This is a genomic window from Pseudoalteromonas phenolica, assembly GCF_005876835.1.
Taxonomy (GTDB): Bacteria; Pseudomonadota; Gammaproteobacteria; order Enterobacterales; family Alteromonadaceae; genus Pseudoalteromonas; species Pseudoalteromonas phenolica_B.
The window spans coordinates 190,179-209,492 of record NZ_PPSW01000014.1 but is presented as its reverse complement, the minus strand read 5'-3'; the positions used below and the strand labels follow the sequence as shown (position 1 = coordinate 209,492).

At 40.7% G+C, this 19,314-nt stretch carries 17 protein-coding genes; 8 read left to right on the top strand and 9 right to left on the bottom strand.

Features of this window, described 5'->3' with window-relative positions; translation table 11 throughout:
• Positions 1 to 16 precede the first annotated feature (16 nt).
• Complete coding sequence (locus C1E24_RS10410) at positions 17 to 925, bottom strand: LysR family transcriptional regulator (protein ID WP_138481185.1); 909 nt, start codon at positions 923 to 925, stop codon at positions 17 to 19.
• A gap of 151 nt (positions 926 to 1,076) precedes the next feature.
• Here C1E24_RS10410 and C1E24_RS10405 point away from each other — a divergent pair, with 151 nt between their 5' ends.
• The 3 genes from C1E24_RS10405 (at position 1,077) to C1E24_RS10395 (ending at position 3,152) form a co-directional block, all read left to right on the top strand.
• Positions 1,077 to 1,604, top strand: a complete 528-nt coding sequence (locus C1E24_RS10405) for a cytochrome b (protein WP_138481183.1) — start codon at positions 1,077 to 1,079, stop codon at positions 1,602 to 1,604.
• Positions 1,605 to 1,692: 88 nt separating this feature from the next.
• Entirely contained in the window at positions 1,693 to 2,256 is a 564-nt protein-coding gene (locus C1E24_RS10400) for a YceI family protein (RefSeq protein WP_138481181.1), read from the top strand.
• 92 nt (positions 2,257 to 2,348) lie between these two features.
• A complete protein-coding gene (locus tag C1E24_RS10395) occupies positions 2,349 to 3,152 on the top strand; it encodes a DODA-type extradiol aromatic ring-opening family dioxygenase (RefSeq protein ID WP_138481179.1) in 804 nt (267 codons plus the stop codon).
• Between the two features lie 89 nt (positions 3,153 to 3,241).
• Here C1E24_RS10395 and C1E24_RS10390 read toward each other — a convergent pair whose 3' ends face one another.
• The 3 genes from C1E24_RS10390 to C1E24_RS10380 all read right to left on the bottom strand — a co-directional run bounded on the left by C1E24_RS10390 (position 3,242) and on the right by C1E24_RS10380 (position 7,120).
• Complete coding sequence (locus C1E24_RS10390) at positions 3,242 to 5,221, bottom strand: TonB-dependent receptor plug domain-containing protein (RefSeq protein ID WP_138481177.1); 1,980 nt, start codon at positions 5,219 to 5,221, stop codon at positions 3,242 to 3,244.
• Between the two features lie 104 nt (positions 5,222 to 5,325).
• Positions 5,326 to 5,709, bottom strand: coding sequence for a hypothetical protein (locus C1E24_RS10385; protein ID WP_138481175.1), 384 nt, complete (start codon positions 5,707 to 5,709; stop codon positions 5,326 to 5,328).
• Positions 5,710 to 5,911: 202 nt separating this feature from the next.
• Complete coding sequence (locus C1E24_RS10380) at positions 5,912 to 7,120, bottom strand: YncE family protein (protein WP_138481173.1); 1,209 nt, start codon at positions 7,118 to 7,120, stop codon at positions 5,912 to 5,914.
• 459 nt (positions 7,121 to 7,579) lie between these two features.
• On the opposite strand from C1E24_RS10380, the gene C1E24_RS10375 reads away from it, so the two are divergent.
• Both C1E24_RS10375 and C1E24_RS10370 read left to right on the top strand, forming a co-directional pair.
• The gene (locus C1E24_RS10375; RefSeq protein ID WP_058030433.1) at positions 7,580 to 7,795 is read left to right on the top strand and encodes a hypothetical protein; all 216 of its coding nucleotides are present in this window, start codon (positions 7,580 to 7,582) and stop codon (positions 7,793 to 7,795) included.
• Between the two features lie 158 nt (positions 7,796 to 7,953).
• On the top strand, positions 7,954 to 8,352 hold the full coding sequence (locus C1E24_RS10370; RefSeq protein WP_240721985.1) for a hypothetical protein: 399 nt from the start codon (positions 7,954 to 7,956) through the stop codon (positions 8,350 to 8,352).
• 38 nt (positions 8,353 to 8,390) lie between these two features.
• Here the strand turns inward: C1E24_RS10370 and C1E24_RS10365 are convergent, their stop codons facing one another.
• Positions 8,391 to 9,164 carry a MipA/OmpV family protein gene (locus tag C1E24_RS10365; RefSeq protein ID WP_138481169.1) on the bottom strand — a complete coding sequence of 258 codons (774 nt, stop codon included), beginning with the start codon at positions 9,162 to 9,164 and terminating at the stop codon, positions 8,391 to 8,393.
• A gap of 140 nt (positions 9,165 to 9,304) precedes the next feature.
• Between C1E24_RS10365 and C1E24_RS10360 the strand changes: the two genes are divergently transcribed.
• Positions 9,305 to 9,703 (top strand): hypothetical protein, encoded by a 399-nt coding sequence (locus C1E24_RS10360; RefSeq protein ID WP_138481167.1) that lies wholly within the window; start codon positions 9,305 to 9,307, stop codon positions 9,701 to 9,703.
• 76 nt (positions 9,704 to 9,779) lie between these two features.
• Here the strand turns inward: C1E24_RS10360 and C1E24_RS10355 are convergent, their stop codons facing one another.
• Complete coding sequence (locus C1E24_RS10355; RefSeq protein WP_138481166.1) at positions 9,780 to 11,201, bottom strand: alpha-amylase family protein; 1,422 nt, start codon at positions 11,199 to 11,201, stop codon at positions 9,780 to 9,782.
• Positions 11,202 to 11,346: 145 nt separating this feature from the next.
• Positions 11,347 to 12,015 (bottom strand): DUF1826 domain-containing protein, encoded by a 669-nt coding sequence (locus C1E24_RS10350; RefSeq protein ID WP_138481164.1) that lies wholly within the window; start codon positions 12,013 to 12,015, stop codon positions 11,347 to 11,349.
• A 119-nt stretch (positions 12,016 to 12,134) separates the two neighbouring features.
• Here C1E24_RS10350 and C1E24_RS10345 point away from each other — a divergent pair, with 119 nt between their 5' ends.
• Together C1E24_RS10345 and C1E24_RS10340 are read left to right on the top strand one after the other, a co-directional pair.
• Positions 12,135 to 12,779, top strand: a complete 645-nt coding sequence (locus C1E24_RS10345) for a TetR/AcrR family transcriptional regulator (protein WP_138481162.1) — start codon at positions 12,135 to 12,137, stop codon at positions 12,777 to 12,779.
• Positions 12,780 to 13,118: 339 nt separating this feature from the next.
• Positions 13,119 to 14,096 (top strand): MDR family oxidoreductase, encoded by a 978-nt coding sequence (locus C1E24_RS10340; protein ID WP_138481160.1) that lies wholly within the window; start codon positions 13,119 to 13,121, stop codon positions 14,094 to 14,096.
• Between the two features lie 49 nt (positions 14,097 to 14,145).
• Here C1E24_RS10340 and C1E24_RS10335 read toward each other — a convergent pair whose 3' ends face one another.
• Positions 14,146 to 16,086 carry a tetratricopeptide repeat-containing diguanylate cyclase gene (locus tag C1E24_RS10335; protein ID WP_138481158.1) on the bottom strand — a complete coding sequence of 647 codons (1,941 nt, stop codon included), beginning with the start codon at positions 16,084 to 16,086 and terminating at the stop codon, positions 14,146 to 14,148.
• 183 nt (positions 16,087 to 16,269) lie between these two features.
• Positions 16,270 to 19,314 carry an efflux RND transporter permease subunit gene (locus tag C1E24_RS10330; protein ID WP_138481156.1) on the bottom strand — a complete coding sequence of 1,015 codons (3,045 nt, stop codon included), beginning with the start codon at positions 19,312 to 19,314 and terminating at the stop codon, positions 16,270 to 16,272.

Below are 19,314 nucleotides of genomic sequence, written 5' to 3'. Positions count from 1 at the left end.
TAAGTGTATTAATGTTTTAAAACTCGTCCCAATACGGCTTTTCACCAAAAAAATCACTGAGCTCGTCAATAAAGACTCTTACTTTCGAAGAGAGCAGTTTACGGTGCGGATAAACTGCATATAACGCAATGGGCTCAGGTTCATAGTTTTCTAAGAATATTTGCAAATCTCCTTTTTTGAGTGCGTGACCTGCGATGAACGTGGGTTGCACCAAATAGCCTTCTCCGGCGATGGCGGCGGCCATCAGCAGCTCACCGTTATTCGAGATAATAGTGGGGTGTTTGTTTTGGCTTATTGATTTTAGGGTATTTAAAAGTAGGTTGTCGGTTTTGTCATAGCTAGAGTAACTGTAATGCAAAAAGTGCTTAGGGTTGAGCTCGCTCGGGTGCGAAGGCGTGCCATTATGTATTAAGTATTCAGGAGAAGCGCATAAGACCAAGCGTACAGGCGCTATTTTCTTCGCAACCAAAGAAGAGCTTTGCAATTGACCAATTCGTAGCGCAACGTCAAAACCTTCTTCGATCACATCAACTTTACGGTCGTTAAGCTGAATGTTGAGCTCTATTTCAGGGTACTTTTTTCTAAATACACTGATGAATTTTGATAGATGTAAAGTCGAAAATGAAACGGGCGCACTGATATTCAAAGTACCTGTGACTGTTGTTTGCAGCTCACCAAATTGTGCTTCTAAGTTATCTACATTTTCTAATATTTGTTTCGCATGTTGGCGGCACTTTTCGCCCGCTTCCGTGAGGCTTACTTTACGGGTCGTTCGATTGAACAGGCGGGCATTAAGGTGTGTTTCAAGCTTCGAAATGTATTTGCTTACCAGTTGATTCGACATCTCTAATTTTTCAGCCGCTTTGGTAAAACTGCCTTCATCTGCAACGCTTAAAAACACTTTGAGCAATTCAATTTTAATCATTATCACAACCCTCAAATAACAACCCACTATCAACGAAACGTTGTAAATAATACAACATAGCTCTACTTAATCATAAAAAATCGTAATAGTAATATAGCGAGCATTGAAAAAGAGGTTTGTTGATTGAGTTAACAAACGAATGAGGTTTTGAATGAAAAACACGACACAAAACTATGGTTGGATAGCTAAAAGCCTGCACTGGGTTTCTGCAGTGGTCGTCATAGGCATGTTTGCGTCCGGCTGGTGGATGGTAGAGCTGAATTATTACAGTGATTGGTACAGAACAGCACCATTTATTCATAAAAGTGTCGGTGTACTTTTACTGCTATTGACCCTGTTAAGGCTATGTTGGAAAGCAAATAACATGAGTCCAGATGCTGTGGGTAACGCATTTGAGCAATTTATGGCAAAAGCTGCGCATACCGTTTTATACCTGCTGATTGTTGTGATTTGTGTCAGTGGCTACTTAATCTCGACAGCAGACGGTCGCGGCATTGAAGTGTTTAATTGGTTTGTGTTGCCAAGCTTTGGTGAGTTATTTGTGCAACAAGCAGATACCTCCGGACTCATTCATAAATTCAGTGCTTATGGTTTGATGGGGTTAGTTCTTTTACACGCACTAGCTGCACTCAAACATCATTTCATAGATAAAGACAATACATTGAAGCGCATGCTTTAAGACACTTCACAAAAGTAAGTGTTTTAAAACAAGTAGGTGCCTTCACCTTAACTTATTAAATATTTTGGCTTCTAAACAGGAGATTACAATGAAAAAGCTTATTTTAACTGCAGCGTTTCTAGGTGCGTTATCAACAACGGCAAGTGCTGCTGAATACGAGATTGATACCAAAGGAGCACATGCCTTTATTAACTTTAAAACATCGCATTTAGGTGTGTCTTGGTTAACGGGTCGTTTTAACACATTTGAAGGTTCTTTTAACTACGATGGTAAAAGTTATGACAACGCACAAATTGAAGTGAATATTGATACTACGAGTATCGATTCAAATCATGCTGAGCGTGATAAACACCTTCGAGGTGGTGACTTTTTAAATGTTGGGAAATTCCCAACTGCGAAATTTGTAAGCAGCAAAATTATCGATAAAGGTAATGGCAAACTAGAAGTTAAGGGCGCATTCACATTGCATGGAACGACTAAGAATATTGTCATTGATGCGCAAAAAATTGGTGAAGGTAAAGATCCTTGGGGCGGTTACCGAGCTGGTTTCTCTGGTACCACTGAAATTCGTTTAGCAGACTATGGTATGAAAGAAGTGCTAGGTCCAACAACCGTGATGCTCGACTTGCATGTTGAAGGTATTCGTAAGTAATACCCATCCTCAAAATTGATCAGTTAATTAAGAGGATTGATATAAAACGCACTTTACTGTTAGTGCTTAGTTATTAATCTTGGTGGTGCGCTATGACGACAAAACACAATGCATTTTTTATCTCTCACGGCGGGGGACCGATGCCTTTATTGGGCGACCCTAGCCACACAGAAATGGTAAATACACTAGAGAAACTGGCGAAAAGTATTGAAAAGCCAAGTGCTATTTTGTTGATAAGCGCCCACTGGGAAGAGGCTGTGCCGACAATTACCTCTTCAGAGTTACCAGAGCTCATTTATGACTACACTGGTTTTCCTGAAGCGGCATATAACATTCAGTATCCATGTGCTGGCTCGCCTAAGTTAGCATCTGAAGTGGCAAAGGCGCTAGCGCAAGCGGGTATTGAACATCAACTCGATGCGCAACGCGGCTTTGACCATGGCATGTTTATCCCCTTGAAAATCATGTTTCCAGAGGGTGACATTCCCTGTGTGCAGCTATCATTGGCGAAGAGTTTAGAGCCGAGCTTACACCTCAATATTGGTAAAGCACTACAGTCACTAGAGTATGACAATTTATTAGTGATTGGTTCTGGGTTCTCTTTTCATAATATGCGTGCTTTTTTCTCGCAAGGTGACAGAGAAGTTGATGAAAAAAATTTGGCATTTGAGACTTGGCTCAGAGACACAGTAAGTAATAAAACACTTGATGAAAGTAATCGAGCAAGCCGACTCTTAGATTGGGCAAATGCACCTCATGCAAGGTTTTGTCATCCTCGCGAAGAGCATTTGATGCCACTGCATGTGTGTTATGGGTTAGCTTATAGTGCTGCTGATGAGCAGTTAGACGTTAAGATTTTGAATCGAAACTCGACCATGTTTGCATGGTACAAATGAACGCATTACCCGAATTGACTTTATATCGAGTAATGCGTTACCTAGACTTTTGACTAAGCCTTTTGACTAAGCATTAGTGAAGGCGAGTATTAATGGCCAAATTGAATTCGAACACCTGCATTGACGGTAAAGCCATCATTACGAGACCAAATATCGGTTGTCCAGCGCCCACTTGCTGATTGCTCAGGTAAAACCAGAGGGTCGTCTTTTGTTTGACGAACATTCAGTAGGTTCTCAGCATTTACAAACCAGCTTACATTGCCAAATGTAATCTGCCCTAACAGCCCCAAGTGCCAGTAGGCGTCACTCTGTGCGCGATATGGGTTGTTTTCGAGCTGTTGCGTGCCGGTGTAGTAAGCTTCAAAACCAAGTAGATGACTACCATGCTCTTCCCACATGATCACTGCGCCCGCAGAATGTCTGGGTGTTAGCGCGATAGGTGAGATTGAACCGGTTGTATCATCTTGCGTGCTCGCATCTGTGTATAAATAGCTGGTAGTGAATTTAATATCATGCCAACGGAAGCGAAGAAGTAGTTCGGCACCTCTGATTTCACTTTGGCCAGCTGCGTTGACAATGCGTACTGTTTTGTCACAGCCGATACAGTTCATTTCTTCTAATTCAGTGACATTATCGATGTCAGACGCAAACAGTGTCAGGCTTGTTTCAATGCTATCGACGGTATAGCTAAAATCAACAGACGCAGTGGTGGCTGTTTCTTCTTCTAGGTTGTCTAGTGGTGCTAATCGTGACAGACCTGCGTCTTCAATATCCTCGATGAAAGGTGTTGGCGCATAGTAACCTTGACCGAAAGAGCCACGCACGGACCAATTTTCTGGTTTATATAGTGCTGAGACTCTCGGGCTAAATTGAGTGCCATATTCGCTGTGCCAATCTGTTCTGGCGCTTAGAGACAACGCCAATTCGTCAGTCGCGTCATAATCAAGCTGTGAGAATAAACCAGTCACTTCGAATGTATAATCGAATTCATTGTACTGTTCTGACTCGAATTGCTCTTGTTGATACGCAAGACCCACAATCCAGGCTGTCTTGTTGGTGAAGCCTGTGACTGAAGATTCAACTAAGTAGCTGTTATGCTTGTCATCTTCCAACACACGTCCATATTGGTGTTCATGCTCTTGTTGCATCAATGAACCACGCACATTTAAGTTTAGAGTGTCATTTAAAGGTTGCTCGAATATCAAACCGCCATCGAGACGCAAAGAATCCTGATTTTGCACAAATGGTTGACCGTCTGGCATAAGTGCTCCTTCAGCGGTCCCCCCATTTCTGCGCTCTTTCATGGCGCCCATGGTCATATACAAATTAGCGCCATTTTCACCTGACCAATATATACGTGGTCGCACTGTTGCTCTTTCGTAATAGGCCATATCGAGCCAGCCGTCATCGTCTAAGTCCTGTTCTTCTTGATGATGTGCACCTGCGGTAATTGAAGCGCCCATTGACTCAGAAACAGGCGCGGCTAAATAGGCGGTAACATCTTGACCATTTTTTGATGTTGCATTTAATAATACTTCACCCTCGAATTCATCCGAAGGCGTACGAGAGATCAGATTAATCACACCACCCAGTGCAGAGCCGCCATACATAGACGATGCAGAACCTTTGATAATTTCAACACTGGCTAAGTCGGTAGGGGGGATCTGCAGTAGCCCGATAGAAGCGGTTTGTCCGCCATAAAGTGGCAGGCCATCACTCAGTAACTGAGTATAGCGACCATATAAACCTTGCAAGCGAATGTTAGCACTGCCCAGTGCTGGAGAGGTATTTTGGACTCGTACACCACCGGTTTCAGCGACGAGCATAGAAATATTACCAGGGCGCATTAACGCCTTTTCTTGAACTTCTTCACCAATAATGACTTCGGTACGAGTTGCCGATTCTGTGACTATGCGACCTAGTCTTGATGCGGTGACCTGAATTTTTTCTATGGCTTTTTTTTCATGACCATGATGGTCGTGCTCATGTTCTTCATGCCCGCCAGCATATGAAGAAAGGGGTGAAAATAGAAATACAGACAAAGCCAGTTTAGAAAGTTTAAATTGCATTTTTACCTCAAAGTGTACACATGACAGTATGTTCAGCTGTCATTGATTAAGTGTTATTGCGGATTGGTATTATTCTGAATAGGAGTGTTTTGGGCGGATCTGCCCTAAGAGGTAAAAATGGGGGGGCGGTATAACGACTCGACAATATTATTTGGCATATTTAAATGCGAGTTCACAATAGACTCTGTAAAACGCATCATTGGCTGAGAGTAGCCAAGGCTACTGACAAATATAAAGGCAGCACAGGCATTTGCAGGGCAAATACATTCGGATTCGCAGCAGTCTACTTCGCAGCAATCATCTTCAGTGTCACTGTTTGAGCTTAGAGATAAATTCGAGACGCTATCAATTGAATTGCTTGATTGTGATTGTGCTGAATGTATTGATGAGATCTCAAATGAGGGCATAAAGCTATAAGCCGATGCTTGCCCAATAAAGGCAATCAAAATAACAAGTGTCACGAAGACTTTTGAAAGTGGCTTAAACATAAAGTTCTCAATGGTTAGACAGCGCTACTTTAATTGAATTTAATCTAGATGTGAATATTTAAGCGTTGAAGAGTAGGGCACTTATATCGAAAGTAACCCATTAAACAGGTTTCTTATAAAAACTGATAGCCAAGCTTAAATTTAAAACCCCAAAATTGAACGAAAAATATCGCGTTAACTTTGGGGCTTTAAAGTCATAAATTTACTTAGCTATGCTCACTAGGCCAGTATTAGAGTCATAGTTTAATTTAAGGTTGTCGTTGTCATTGAGAGTATAAGTACATACCCCTTTTTTGGCTTTAGATACTTTGAAAGCGCCATCTGCAGTAGAGTGATACCATTTAGTATCGCCATTAGATTTCTTACGGCCTGCGCCAGAGCGGTTTAGAGTATATTTATGATCTAGCAAGTTATTCCAAAGTCTGGCACAGCGGTTTGAGTTCGGCTTTTTGGTATTTTTGTTGTGTTTGTTTAGCCTGTCTTTACTCTCAACTAAATAGCCACTTTCGTTAAAGTTAAAAGAGCCGTCCTTAAATGAGGTGACGTTTGCAGCCGCACCGCCAATATTTTGCTCTTCCCAAAATGCTTTAGCCGCATTTACTTCTTGTTGAAACTCATCGGCAATAGTAAGCAGCGGGTTACCACATTCAGACACATAAGTTAGATCCGCAATATGCTCTGGTCCTTCCATCACAAGCTCTGCTTCAGCTGTTTGCGGGTTTATTTTGTAGATTTTGGCATTTTCGCCACTATTTCTTGCAGAAACGTATAGTTGACCATCGTTTGCTGCCGCAATGCCAGATGGCCAATTTAAGTTATGTTCACCAATTTTATCTAGTTGCATGTTGCTTTCATCAAGGATGTAAAGTGACTTGGCATTTAGAACATAGACGGTATTACCATCAATTGAATAAGTGATGTCACCATGGGCGAAATCATCCCAACTTGCATCGTTTGTTTGCATTTTACCTAGTACAGTTTTGTCGCCCGTTTCTAAGTCAAATTGATACATATAAGTTTGGCTGGTGGCGAGTAAAAAACTGCCACCAGGTGAAACAACAGAACGCTTTATTGGATAGCTTGTTGTATCTGCGATTTCAGTCGTCTCACCAGAAGATAAGTCGTACTGATAAATTTTTGACGCATTCGTTTCTTTATTTAATCGCTGCATCATAATCAATTGATTGTTTGTTGCAGCTAGGTTGCTAACAGGAAGAGAAGCGCCTGGCATTCTGCTATAAGATTTATTTTCTAAATCTATGTGATATAGCGAATTTTTTCCTTGTTCTGCGTATCTGTCGACCGCAAATAGCCCTTCTAAACAAGCATCATTTGCACTCACGTAAGAGGAAGTTAAAGTAAGTGCTAAAGCAATAAGTTTATTGGTGCTGAACAAAGATCTTAAAGTCATAATGATTATCCTGATTAATTCATTATAAACTATGCAAAAATCAAACCGAAAGTTCATTTTCTTATTTTCAATACTTACAGTGGCTTAATCAACTTAGAAATTTTCAATTAACGTGCATTTGCAAACTGCAATGCAATAAAGCACTAAAAGAGATAACGAGCTATAAGTTTTGATGTTTTACTTTAAGTATAAAATCCACAATGTAGCAGTCCGGCGACCCTAATTTAGGTTGTTTTATAAGTTGTTATCATTTTAGATGTCGCCAATAACACGCATTCGTTTGGTTATAAAAAGGGCGCTTGTTGTGCTTATTTATTGTAAAAAGTTGTCTATTTTTTCTTCCTTTTTTAAACGTACTTCGCTAAGTTGACATAACTTAAACCATAGCGCTTTGTTGCGTTTCGGTTAGTAAATAATTTTTACTTTAAACACATTATCTTTTTAATCGAGGGTAAGTATATGGATAGAGTAGAGAAACTAATGGTTCGAATGGTGTTAAGTGATGTAAGCCAACATTTTCCTGAACCGGTAGATTTACTGTCTGCAGATAGTATCAACACTTATGGTGATGGTTTATACCAAGTACTTAGTGAACTTGAAGCACAACAATTAGTAAAACGATTGGAAAGCGGTCATTTTACTGTGGGTGCTGCTTATAGCCACTTCAAAGGATAAATGCTGTTCAGTTGAACTATCTTTTTAATCTTCGCCAAGGAAGTGTCTGTTATGAGACTAATGGCGTCAATTCATTTAAACTCCTTCCTGTTTTAATCTAACTTCTTAATATTATGCTAAATAAAGGGCTTTTATATTTAACACTTTCTATCTGTGCTATGTCTTTAAATGCAAATGAATTAAAGCCATTTAAAAGTGATGGATGTAGTTTGTTTCCCGACGGTACCTTTAACCAGCAAAAATTATGGTTAGCTTGTTGTGTAGCCCATGACTTTGATTATTGGCAGGGTGGTACAGTAATGCAACGAGAACAATCTGACGCGCGATTAAAACAATGTGTTAAAGAGGTTGGCGAGCCTATTATCGCTAGCATGATGTTGGCAGGAGTTAGAGTCGGCGGGAGCCCTTACTTACCAACACCTTTTCGCTGGGGCTATGGTTGGCCATATCCGCGAGGATATAAAGTGTTGTCAGAAAGTGAGCGTCAAGAAGTCGAGAATGCAGCTCGAAACGTTAAACTAGAACAGTATTTTATGCCTAAAACAAAAAAGCAGTAAGTTAAGCTACTGCTTTATTGTAGCAAGTATCTATTTGACTAGAAAAACTTACTAAATAACAATCTCATGCTTAAATTATTATCGCGCTCAACTAACGGACTGTCGGTGATACTGCTGTCATACATGGTGTAATCAACTGCAAGTTGAGTGAAGCCACCGAAGAAAATAGGGGTCGACACTGAAAAACCGATTGATTGGTTTATAGCGCTATCACCTTTATAAAATGCTCTGTTTTGAGAGACTTCGAAGTCTCTTACACCATAATAATAATCGACATGATTTTTATCTAAATGGTTTATTGATAAATTTGGTTCAAAGAAGACAGGACCAAATCGATACGCTTTCCCAATTTTGGCTTTTACTTCATAGCCGTCAGATTTATTGAAAATATCGTGTAAAAAGCCAATGCTTAATTTCCAGTTATCTCGCTCATATTTAAAATTTGCGCCTAAATCCATTGAAAAGTCTCTTTCTTCCATGCCGATAAAGACATCACTGTCTGATTCGTCAAAGCCTTGAAAACGAGGAGAAGCTTGCACTTCGAATTCGATATCACCTAACTCTAAAAGTTCATAACTTACAAAAGGACCATATACCGATAATTTGTCACCGCGATAACCTAAAATAGGCAAAGGTGTTACTCGATTACCATAACCTTTATAAATCTCTTGGCTTAAGCCAAGACCAATGCCATACAAGTAACCTTTTGGTTCAAGTTGAGCACGCACATCACCTCGTTCATCAGCAGAGACATTTGAAGAAAAAATTACGGGTAATGAAGCAATGGCTAAGGCTTTTATAATTCTGAGCATTTTGAGGTCCTTTTGTTGTCAGACTATCAGTATGGATGAAAAATCATTTTAGATCAGTGTTATGACATTTTTTATGTTTGTACCTTTTTAGGTTTTATGTATTATCAGATTGGTATTAAGAGTTTATAAGGAAGTAACGTATGCAGTGTTACCAATGTAATGCAAAACTTGAATATGACTTAACCGAAATTCACACAGGTTATGGCTGCTCAGCATGTCATGGAGCTTGGTTACCAGCGAAATTTCTAAAAGCAATCGGCACCGTCAAAGAGTTCGATTACATGGCATTTGTTGGTCAAGTACAAAGCCAAGTGAAAGAAACAACAGAATTAACTTGTCCATCAGGCTGTGGTAAATTGCATCGACATTTTTTCGAAAATAGTCATTTTAGTTACTGTCATAGCTGCTTTGGTGCGTGGTTTAAGCAAGGTGAGTTAAAAGGTTTCTTACATAATTTCAGAGATGCGAAAGATATTCGAGTTCTAGATACCGCAGATAGAATTAATGGTCTCGATATATTGTTTGATCTTTTAAAATGAAAGCAAAAAAAGGCCGCATAAATGCGACCTTAGGTTACTTCTAGGGAGTTAATCTGAAAGCAATAGAGTTTGAGGGTTATTCCATCAACCACATTCTTGCTGTTCTCGCTGGTAGGTAAAACTTATGCCACTGACTCGAGATATTTTGCACATCGTTGCTTAATGTATCTCGGTAGTTGCGGTGCCACCATAAATTATCGGCTTGTGTATCTACCCAGATATCTTGGCCAGTGCCACACTTATTGATACCAACCACGCCTTTGTGCTCGCGTTTAAATAATAAAATACAACTATTGTGGCTTAGCACCTGCATGCTACTGCCTTGTGTGGCATTGTGGAATTTAAGCATGCCTTTGATATCTTCACGGCGGTAAAGGTCATTCCAGCGGTTATCACCACTTTCGTTATTATCCGAATACACCAGTGGTACGCCACCATCTCTGCCCAAAACAAATGCATTCGCAAGTTTTTCGTCGGTGGCATCCAGAATTTGATATCTAAAGCCATCATTTAATGGGATATCATGAGTAACGCTAAACGTAATGGCTTTGTTACCGGCCAATGCTTGGCCATAGGCTGCAGGGTCAACAAGTTGACTCATTGAACCGCCAAAATTAAATGCGCCTCTGATCTGTGCAAATAAAGGAAAGTCATAAGCTGAGTGGCCTGTTTGTGCCAAGTAAGGCACTAAAAAGTTATCGTAATCACCGCTACCTGAACCACCTGTCGTTATAATTTCACCAAATACATGCGTACCTTTTTTAATGTTGGCATCGAACACGGCATTAATATGGTAGTTGGTCATATGTTTTGCGGCATCAACTCTAAAGCCCGTTACGCCAATTTGTTTTAACGCATTTAAATACGCTTTTTGTTGAGTGATAACCCAATTGTTAGGGTCTAAATCGGGGAGGCCTGGATCGGGGGCAGCGCCACACAGTCGGTTGTATTGTACATCGCCAACGTCATTGTAATTACTGATACATTTTGGACCTCCTTGGTCATATGTACCATGAAAATCGCCAGCCCCGAATAAACCATTTTGAACATCACCGAATAAAGTAATGTCGTTGTAATAGTTAATATCAGCGGCGTAGTCGGCTAAAATTTCGCTTCCTGGATAGTTAAGATCAGCGCGTTTCCATTGCTCGTTTGCCATATGATTAAAAACAATGTCGGCATATGTCTCTACACCTTGCGCTTTAAGCGCTTGCACCATGGCCTTAAAATCATTGGTATCGCCCAAAGGGTTATCGATGACACGAAGATCTTGTGGCTGATAACGAGACCACCATGCATCTCCAGTCGATTTATAAGCAGGAGAGACGAGTACTTTTTTATACCCAAGTTCAGCAATCTCTTGAGCCTTGCTCGCAACGTCATCATAGCGCCAGTTAAATGCATGTAAAATAACATCTGCGCTGCTTTGGAAGCTAACAGCACCAAGTACAAGCGCTGCAATTTTAAGTTGTTTATTTGATTTTATATGTGTTGTCATGTGTTTACCTTTTATCGCATTCCTTGCGTGTTGAAATAGGAAACATAAAACTCACATATAAACTAAGTTAATGAAATGTTATGCATACGTATTCATTAAAAGTCTTTTCTCAATAATCAAAACTTCAGAAGAGTTTGCACAGATTTTATTCAATAAAATCAATGTATATACAAAGTTTGAACTCGTTATTATAAAATGCAGGAGAGGCACACGTAATTGCGCTTTGTTCATGATCAACCCATTGAGAGCCTTTCATAAGTGCAATATCACCATCTTGTAATTGAGAAACATGATGAGGTAAAGGCGCTTTAATTTCGGGCTTTAATTGGTTTGGTTCTAATGGTAAAAACTTAACTTCATCGGGAGCAACCCATCTCTCACCTAGGCCGCCTAATGTAGAAACCATTCTTACAAGGTTCTGCGGTTGATGGAAATGAGGGCTTAAAGAGGTATCGCAGGCAATCAGTCTTAACCCGATTTCTTTAGGCTCGAATAATACCTGAAACATTTCTAGCATGAGTTCAATATGTTGTGCTAGTAACGATGCATGCGTACTGCCCTCAAGCTTAAATAGAATCTCTTCAAATAAGTCTTTATTTATCTCACCCTGATATTGGAGCACAGTACCTAGATTTTGCTTGGCAAATAACTGTGCTGCATGTGATATCGCCCAACTGGATTTATTTGAGAAGCAAGTCAGTGTGACTTCCTTATTGTAAATATTGCTTAAAACATTCGCAGAGGCGCTTATTTGGCAACTAGCTGTTTGGTTTAGTTCAGAGTATTCAAGTGGGGCCGCAGTGTTATGACTCATGTTAACTTTGTTTGATTGATACAATATAACAAAACTAACATTAAATAATTCTCATTTAAAGTTTTGGTAGTTGAAAAATGAGAATTGCTTTTATTAGACAGTCGGTCTAATATCGTTTCATGATCGAAAAAACAGCAAAGCCTCGACGAGGTCGCCCACCCAAAGTGGCGCGTGAAAATCAAGATACAAGAGCCGAGCTAATTCGAGCTGGACTTGAGCAGCTAACAGAATCTGGCTTTGCCGCTTCAGGTATTGAACAAATATTAAAGCGAGTGGGTGTACCAAAGGGCTCGTTTTATCATTATTTCAGTAGCAAAGAGGCCTTTGGTTTGGCCGTACTTGAAAGTTATGCCGCGTATTTTTTGAAAAAGCTAAAAAGGCATTTAGCGCAAAGTGATGAAGCGCCTCTGTCTAGGCTGAGTAATTTCGTCGAAGATGCCAAGTCAGGTATACAAAAGCATAATTTTAAACGCGGTTGCTTGGTCGGTAATTTGGGGCAAGAAGTTGATTTATTACCCCTCAGTTTCAGAAAAGAGCTGGTGGCAATATTTGAAACTTGGCAATGTGAAGTCGCGGCGTGTTTAGAAGAGGCAAAAAAACAAGGGCAAGTGAGCCAAAATGCAGATTGCGCGCTGCTTGCTGAGTATTTCTGGATTGGCTGGGAAGGCGCTGTTAGCCGTGCTCGTTTAGAGGCTTCGGTGAAACCACTCGATAATTATTTTAAGTGTTTTGTTATGGGGTTACCTACCGCATCTCAAAGTTAGTAAGGTCCACTTTCAAAAGAAAAAAGTAAAATTTTTAACTGAGGGCCTGTTAACCTTTTAAGTTCGTTTTTGCAGAAGTTTGACTGGTTTTTATACAAGGCGGAGCAAGCGTAGCATGGTTATTCCATGTGAGTCTTGCGATAACGCAGTAGAAATGCCAGTCAAACACTGCCCAAAGGGCTCTTCTGAGCAAACTTTGCACATTGTTGCTCGATTTGTACTTAGCTCGCTAAGCATCAAACCGAGCGTCGCGTTCAAAGCTCGCTCAGAGAGAGCAAAACTCGGACGGAAAAGGATCACAGGCCCTTATAGACGAGCGGTCTAAATTAGGAGCGAACGATGTTTAAAGGTATTTTGATCAATAAAGATGAACAAGGTTATCAGGCGTCAATTACTGATATTGATGACAAGGTCTTACCTGAAGGAGATGTCACTGTAAGCGTGTCTCACAGCACGTTGAACTACAAAGATGCATTGGCAATAACAGGTAAAGCGCCCGTCGTTCGTACTTTTCCGATGATCCCTGGTATCGATTTAGTTGGCGAGGTTGAGCAATCAGATTCTGACAAATTCAAAGTTGGTGACAAAGTATTACTCAATGGCTTTGGTGTTGGTGAAGCACACTGCGGTGGGCTAGCTGAAAAAGCTAGACTCAAAAGTGAGTGGTTGATCCCTTTGCCTGAGTCTTTATCTGCGAAACAAGCCATGGCAATTGGCACAGCGGGTTATACCGCTATGTTATGTGTTTTAGCTCTTGAAAAGCAGGGTATTACGCCTGAAAAAGGCGATATTCTTGTTACAGGAGCAAATGGTGGTGTTGGCAGTTTTGCTATCGCCATATTGGCTAAGTTGGGTTACAAAGTGGTTGCTTCAACGGGTCGCATGGACGAATCAGATTACTTGACCAAATTAGGCGCAAGTGACGTGATTGATCGAAATACATTATCTGAGCCGGGTAGGCCACTTGGCAAAGAGCGATGGGCTGCGGCAATTGATTCTGTGGGGGGTCATACTTTAGCTAATGTGTGTGCAGGTATTAAATATGGTGGCGTTGTGGCTGCATGTGGTTTGGCGCAAAGCATGGAGTTTCCTGCAACTGTAGCGCCTTTCATTTTAAGAGGTGTGACGCTAGCGGGTATCGACAGTGTAATGCGTCCGCTTGAAGACAGAATAGAAGCTTGGTCACGTTTAGCAGATATTATTGAACCAGACATGTTTGAGGCCGTTGCGGCTGATATAGGTTTAAACGAAGTCGTTGAAACCGCTTCGAAACTATTAGAAGGCAAAGTTAGAGGGCGTGTCGTGGTGACGCTATAGAGTCTTAGATTATAGTTCTTATAGCTGCAAATGGTTATGGTATTTGCAGCTAATTAACGAGTGCTTCAGGCATAACAACACGATTTCGGCCATCTCTTTTAGCTTGATAAAGGCATTTATCAGCGAGTTTGAATGCTTTATCAGATGATTTTAAATCACTGATTAATACTGCGTTACTACAGCCCAAAGATGTCGTTACATTGATGGTCTTATTAGCAACATCAATAGGTGTATCAGCAATGAGTGATATAAAAGAGCAAACTCGCTCAGAGAAGTTACTTGTATCTTTTAATATCATTAAAAACTCTTCACCGCCCCATCTAACAAATAACTCATCACTCTCAAGTGTGTTTAAAAGTAACTTCGCAGTGGCCTTTAAAACAAGGTCACCCGAGTCATGGCCATATTCATCATTTATTTGCTTAAAATGGTCAAGATCAATAACAACTAATCGATAAAGTTGTTCAGTATTTAAGATCTGAGGGTTCTCTAATTCTTGATGATAATGACGCCGATTTGATGCTTTAGTGAGAGGGTCCTTAAAGCTCAATTGATATAATTGTTTATTGTCGTCTTTGACTTTGTAAAAATGCCAAATTAGCCATGTTAAAGCGAAAAGAATAACTAACAGCCAAAGCCAGAGCATTTTTACTTTTTGTTCATCGACTTGTTTGTTTAACGCTGAAAGCGCATTTTGAGAGGCAAGTAAATCTCGTTCTTGTGTCACTTTTTGAAGCTGTAATACATTACCAAGTAGCCTGAGATCTTCAATTAAAAATGCGCGTTCATTGCTGTAATATTGCTTATATAATGTATATGCTTTTTCAATATTAGCACCTTGCTCATTGATTTTTGCGTGAAGCAAAAGGCTTTTTGTTAAAAAGCGGTCATGTTTTATATCTTCAAAGAGTTTAATAGACAGTGATAAAGATGCTTCTGCTTCGGATAATCGTTGCATTGCATATAGTGCCTTTGCATGTTCAAAAGCACAGATTGCATGTTGTTTTTTATATTTCTCTATATTTTCGTGCGCTAAGCAATTTGAGGCAGCGAGCACTGATTCTTTATAGTTTTCTTGTGAATAATATAAACGTGCAAGGTTCTTTAGAGAAATAATATAAGGGTAAGGGCGCTTATTTTGCGCTAAGCGTGACATTGCTTTGTTATGTTTTTCCCAAGCGGTTTCTATTTCCCCGGCTTGTATATGTGCAAACGATTGATTAAATAAAATAATTAAATGAAAATTCAGGTCAGGACTATCGATTTTACTGTAAAGTGATTCAGCTTTGATGAGGTAGTCTAATGCATTCTGCCACTGTTCAAGATGCACATAAAGTAGGCCTAAATTATTGTTATATACTGATTGTCTATATATGTCGTTTTGCTTTTCAGCAATGGACAGGCCAAGGTCAAAATACTGTTGTGCTTGGGCTAGTTGATTATCTGCATTATAAATGACCCCTGCAGTGACATAAAAATCTACTAATAAAAATTCTAGGTTTTCTTGTTCTGCGATATTTAGAGCTTCATCTATGCCTTTCTTCGCGTCATTTAAGTTTCCTTCTCTTATTTGTGATTTTGCTTGTAAATGTGTCAACCAAGCTCCTAACCAATTTAGATCATGTTGTTGAGAAAACTCTTTAATTTCAATTTCTATTTGTTTTTTAGAGACAGCTTTTGGCGCATATATTGAAACTCTTCTTTTTATCTTTAAGGCATATATCAACTCTATTTTATGCGCTTTCTGGTTCTTAGATTGCCAACTTTTCAGAGCGATTAAAGCGGCTTCAGGTTCACTTTTAGCAAGTTGATATAAGTTCAGCAGAGGATGCCGCTTACTGATTTCTTGCAACTGGACTTCCGGTGACAAAGTGGTGTTATTGTGTGGGCTATTAGGAGTTTGTTGATTGGGTAAAAAGGTTTCTAAGGTGGCAATCAGCAACAATGTGATAAGCAAGAGAAACAGTGCAAAAAAGTATTTTTTTAACATGCCGAATGATTGAAACTATTTTAATAAAGTATATACCAAAAAACATTATTTTATATTACGCACTAGAGTTGTTTCTGTTGAGTATTTTTCAACAGTGTTGATGAGGCTTCATATTTGGCATTTTTAAATAAAAATGGGCTAACAAATATCGTTAGCCCACTGTGGCTGGGGAAGGCGGAGTTGTTAAGCGGTTTTACGATAACTTAATCGATAAAACAGACTGTAAAACACAGGGACTGCTATCAAGGTTAAGATGGTTGCAAATGCTAAACCGCCCATAATGGTCACTGACATATCCGCAAAGAACGCATCGCTCAATAGTGGTGCCATACCTAAAATAGTAGTAATTGCAGCCAGTGCAACAGGGCGCAAACGCGAGCTACTTGCTGAAACAATCGCTTCTCTTGGCTCGATGCCTTCGGCAATTTGCAGGTCAATTTCTTCAAGTAACACAATGGCGTTCTTAATCAACATGCCAAATAGACTTAAAAATCCGAGCAGTGACATAAAGCCAAACGGCATATCAGTGACGAGCAGGCCTGTTACCACACCTACTGCGGCCATTGGCACCACAAGCCAGATAATGAGCGGCTGACGTACGCGACCAAATAGCAAAATAGACACGAGTAACATGACTAAGAAACCAGCTGGTAGACCTGTTCCTAGGGCTTCTTGCGCATCTCTTGATGATTCGTACTCGCCACCCCATTCAATTTTGTAGCCATCAGGCAGTGGTAGGGCTTCAATTTGTGGCTTAATGCGTGCAAACGCTTTACCAGCGGTTTCGTTAAAGCCTGGCTCTGCCGAAATGGTAATGGTTCTAACACGATCTCGACGATGAATTAGGGTTTCTTCATTTTCTAATTCAACTCCCTTTGAAACCTGTTTAAAGGGAATATAAGTGCGCTGTGATGAACTCCAAACTTGGCTGTTTTCAATGGCTTCGATATCGTTTTGCTCAACACCTGCCACTTTGGCTTTGATTGAGTAGCTGTAATCACCATTTTGTAACTTACCTAACTCAAGTCCATTTGATGCGTATTGAATGGCTTGTGCGAAATCGTTACGAGATACAGCAGCAATACCTGCGCTGACAGAGTCGTAATGGGCATTCAGCACAAGCCCTTTTTCACGCCAGTTATGACGAATATCTCGAATTTGACCATCATTTATCATCAACAGTTCGGCTTGTTCGGCAAGTTCTCGCAGTACCTCGGCATCTGGACCTGAGAATCTAACCGCGAGTTTTGCGCTTCCTCCTGGGCCAAATTGCATACGCTCAGTATAAAAATCGGCATTTAAATCGAGCGCAGGCATACTGCTATTGAGCTTTTGGATCAGACCATCGATTTCATCGCGATTGTGCGTGCGTACCAAGAAGTAGCCATAGCTTTCATTTGGTTGCTGTGGCGCATAAGTTAGGGTGAATCTATCGGCCCCTCGACCAACAAAACTCGTTACAGACTCGACTTCATCATGCTCTAAAATAAGTGCTTCGGTAAGCGCGACTTTACGGGTGGTCTCGCGAATATCTTGGCCTTGCGGGCCCCAATAATGCACAAAGAACAATGGCGCATTTGATGGCGGAAAGAACCCTTGTTTGACTAAGCCAAAACTGCCATATGCCACAACTGTGATTGCGAATAAGCCAGCGACGGTGAGCCAGCGGAACTTAAGCGCACCACGAAGTACTTTTTCATAGCCACGGTAAAATGCACTATGCTGTTGTTGGTCAGCTTGGTTTTGTTCAACTTTGTAAAAGTACTTACCAAACAGCGGCACGACTGTGATGGCGAGCACCCAGCTCAGCATTAAAGACACTAAAACAACGGCGAATAAAGAATACAGAAATTCACCGGTCGCATCGTCAGATAAACCAATACCAGAGAATGCTGCGATCCCTATAATGGTTGCGCCCAGTAATGGCCACTGTGTTCTTTTAACAATAAAGCTTGCAGCTTCAGCAGCTTTTTTACCTTGCTTCATGCGCAGCATCATACCTTCGGCAACCACGATGGCATTGTCAACCAGCATACCCATCGCGATAACCATCGCGCCTAACGAGATACGTTCTAACTGTAATCCCATTAACCACATGATTAACACCGTGCCCATCACGGTCACTAATAGCACAGAGCCAACCACCACGCCTGAGCGCCAGCCCATAAATAGCATCAAGGTTAATGTTACAACCACAACCGATAGCACCAAGTTATTAATAAAGCCTTTTACTGACTCATCGACAATGGCTGCTTGGTCATAAATAGGCGTGAGGGTGATCCCTGCGGGTAATTTTGTCAGTAATTCATTGGCTTTATCGTTAACACGTTGGCCTACTTCAACAATGTTCACATCATTAATGGCAGAAACAGCCAGAGTAATGGCATCGTGACCTTGATAACGAATAAGCACAGGTTGAATGTCGACTGGCTCAAACTTTAAAGTGGCGATGTCACGAACTTTAATTGACTGATTCGTTCCTGGTACGACTAAGGTGAGGTTATAAATTTCTTCAATATGGTCAACCGGGTTTTCAACAACTAAGCGAAGTTGACGACCTTGCACTTCAACGCGGCCGCCGTTAAATGGCTGCAGGTTTTCTTGCAATAGTCTGGTTAAATCAGGAAAAGAGATCCCTAAACCCGATAGTTGAAAAGGGTTGATATAAGCCACTAACTGCTCTTGCTGAACACCGCTAACTTGCACTTTTGCAACGCCTTCAGTTACTAACAGTTCACGGCGAATAACGCGGGCAAATTCACGTAATTCGTGAAGCGAAAAATCAGGGGCACTGAGTGCGTAATACATGCCGTATACATCACCAAAATCATCATACACATTGGGTGCGTGGCTGCCGGTAGGCAATTGTTTTGCTGCATCTCTTAAGCGCTTTCTGAGTTCATCCCATATTTGGGGGAGTACATCAGAATCAAAATGTGATTGCACTTCGACTGAAATTTCAGAAATGCCCGGTTTAGAAATTGAGGTTAACCGCTTTAATTGCGGCATTTGTTGTAATGCAATTTCTAAAGGCTCTGTGATTTCGCGCTCTACTTTCTCGGCACTGGCACCGGGAAACTGGGTGACGACTTGCACTTGTTTAATGGTAAAGGCGGGATCTTCTAAGCGACCAATTTTACCAAGGGCAACGGCACCACCGACTAAAAAGACTATTACCAGTAACCAGATATTGACTGGATTTTTTATGGCATAACGTGCGATATCCAT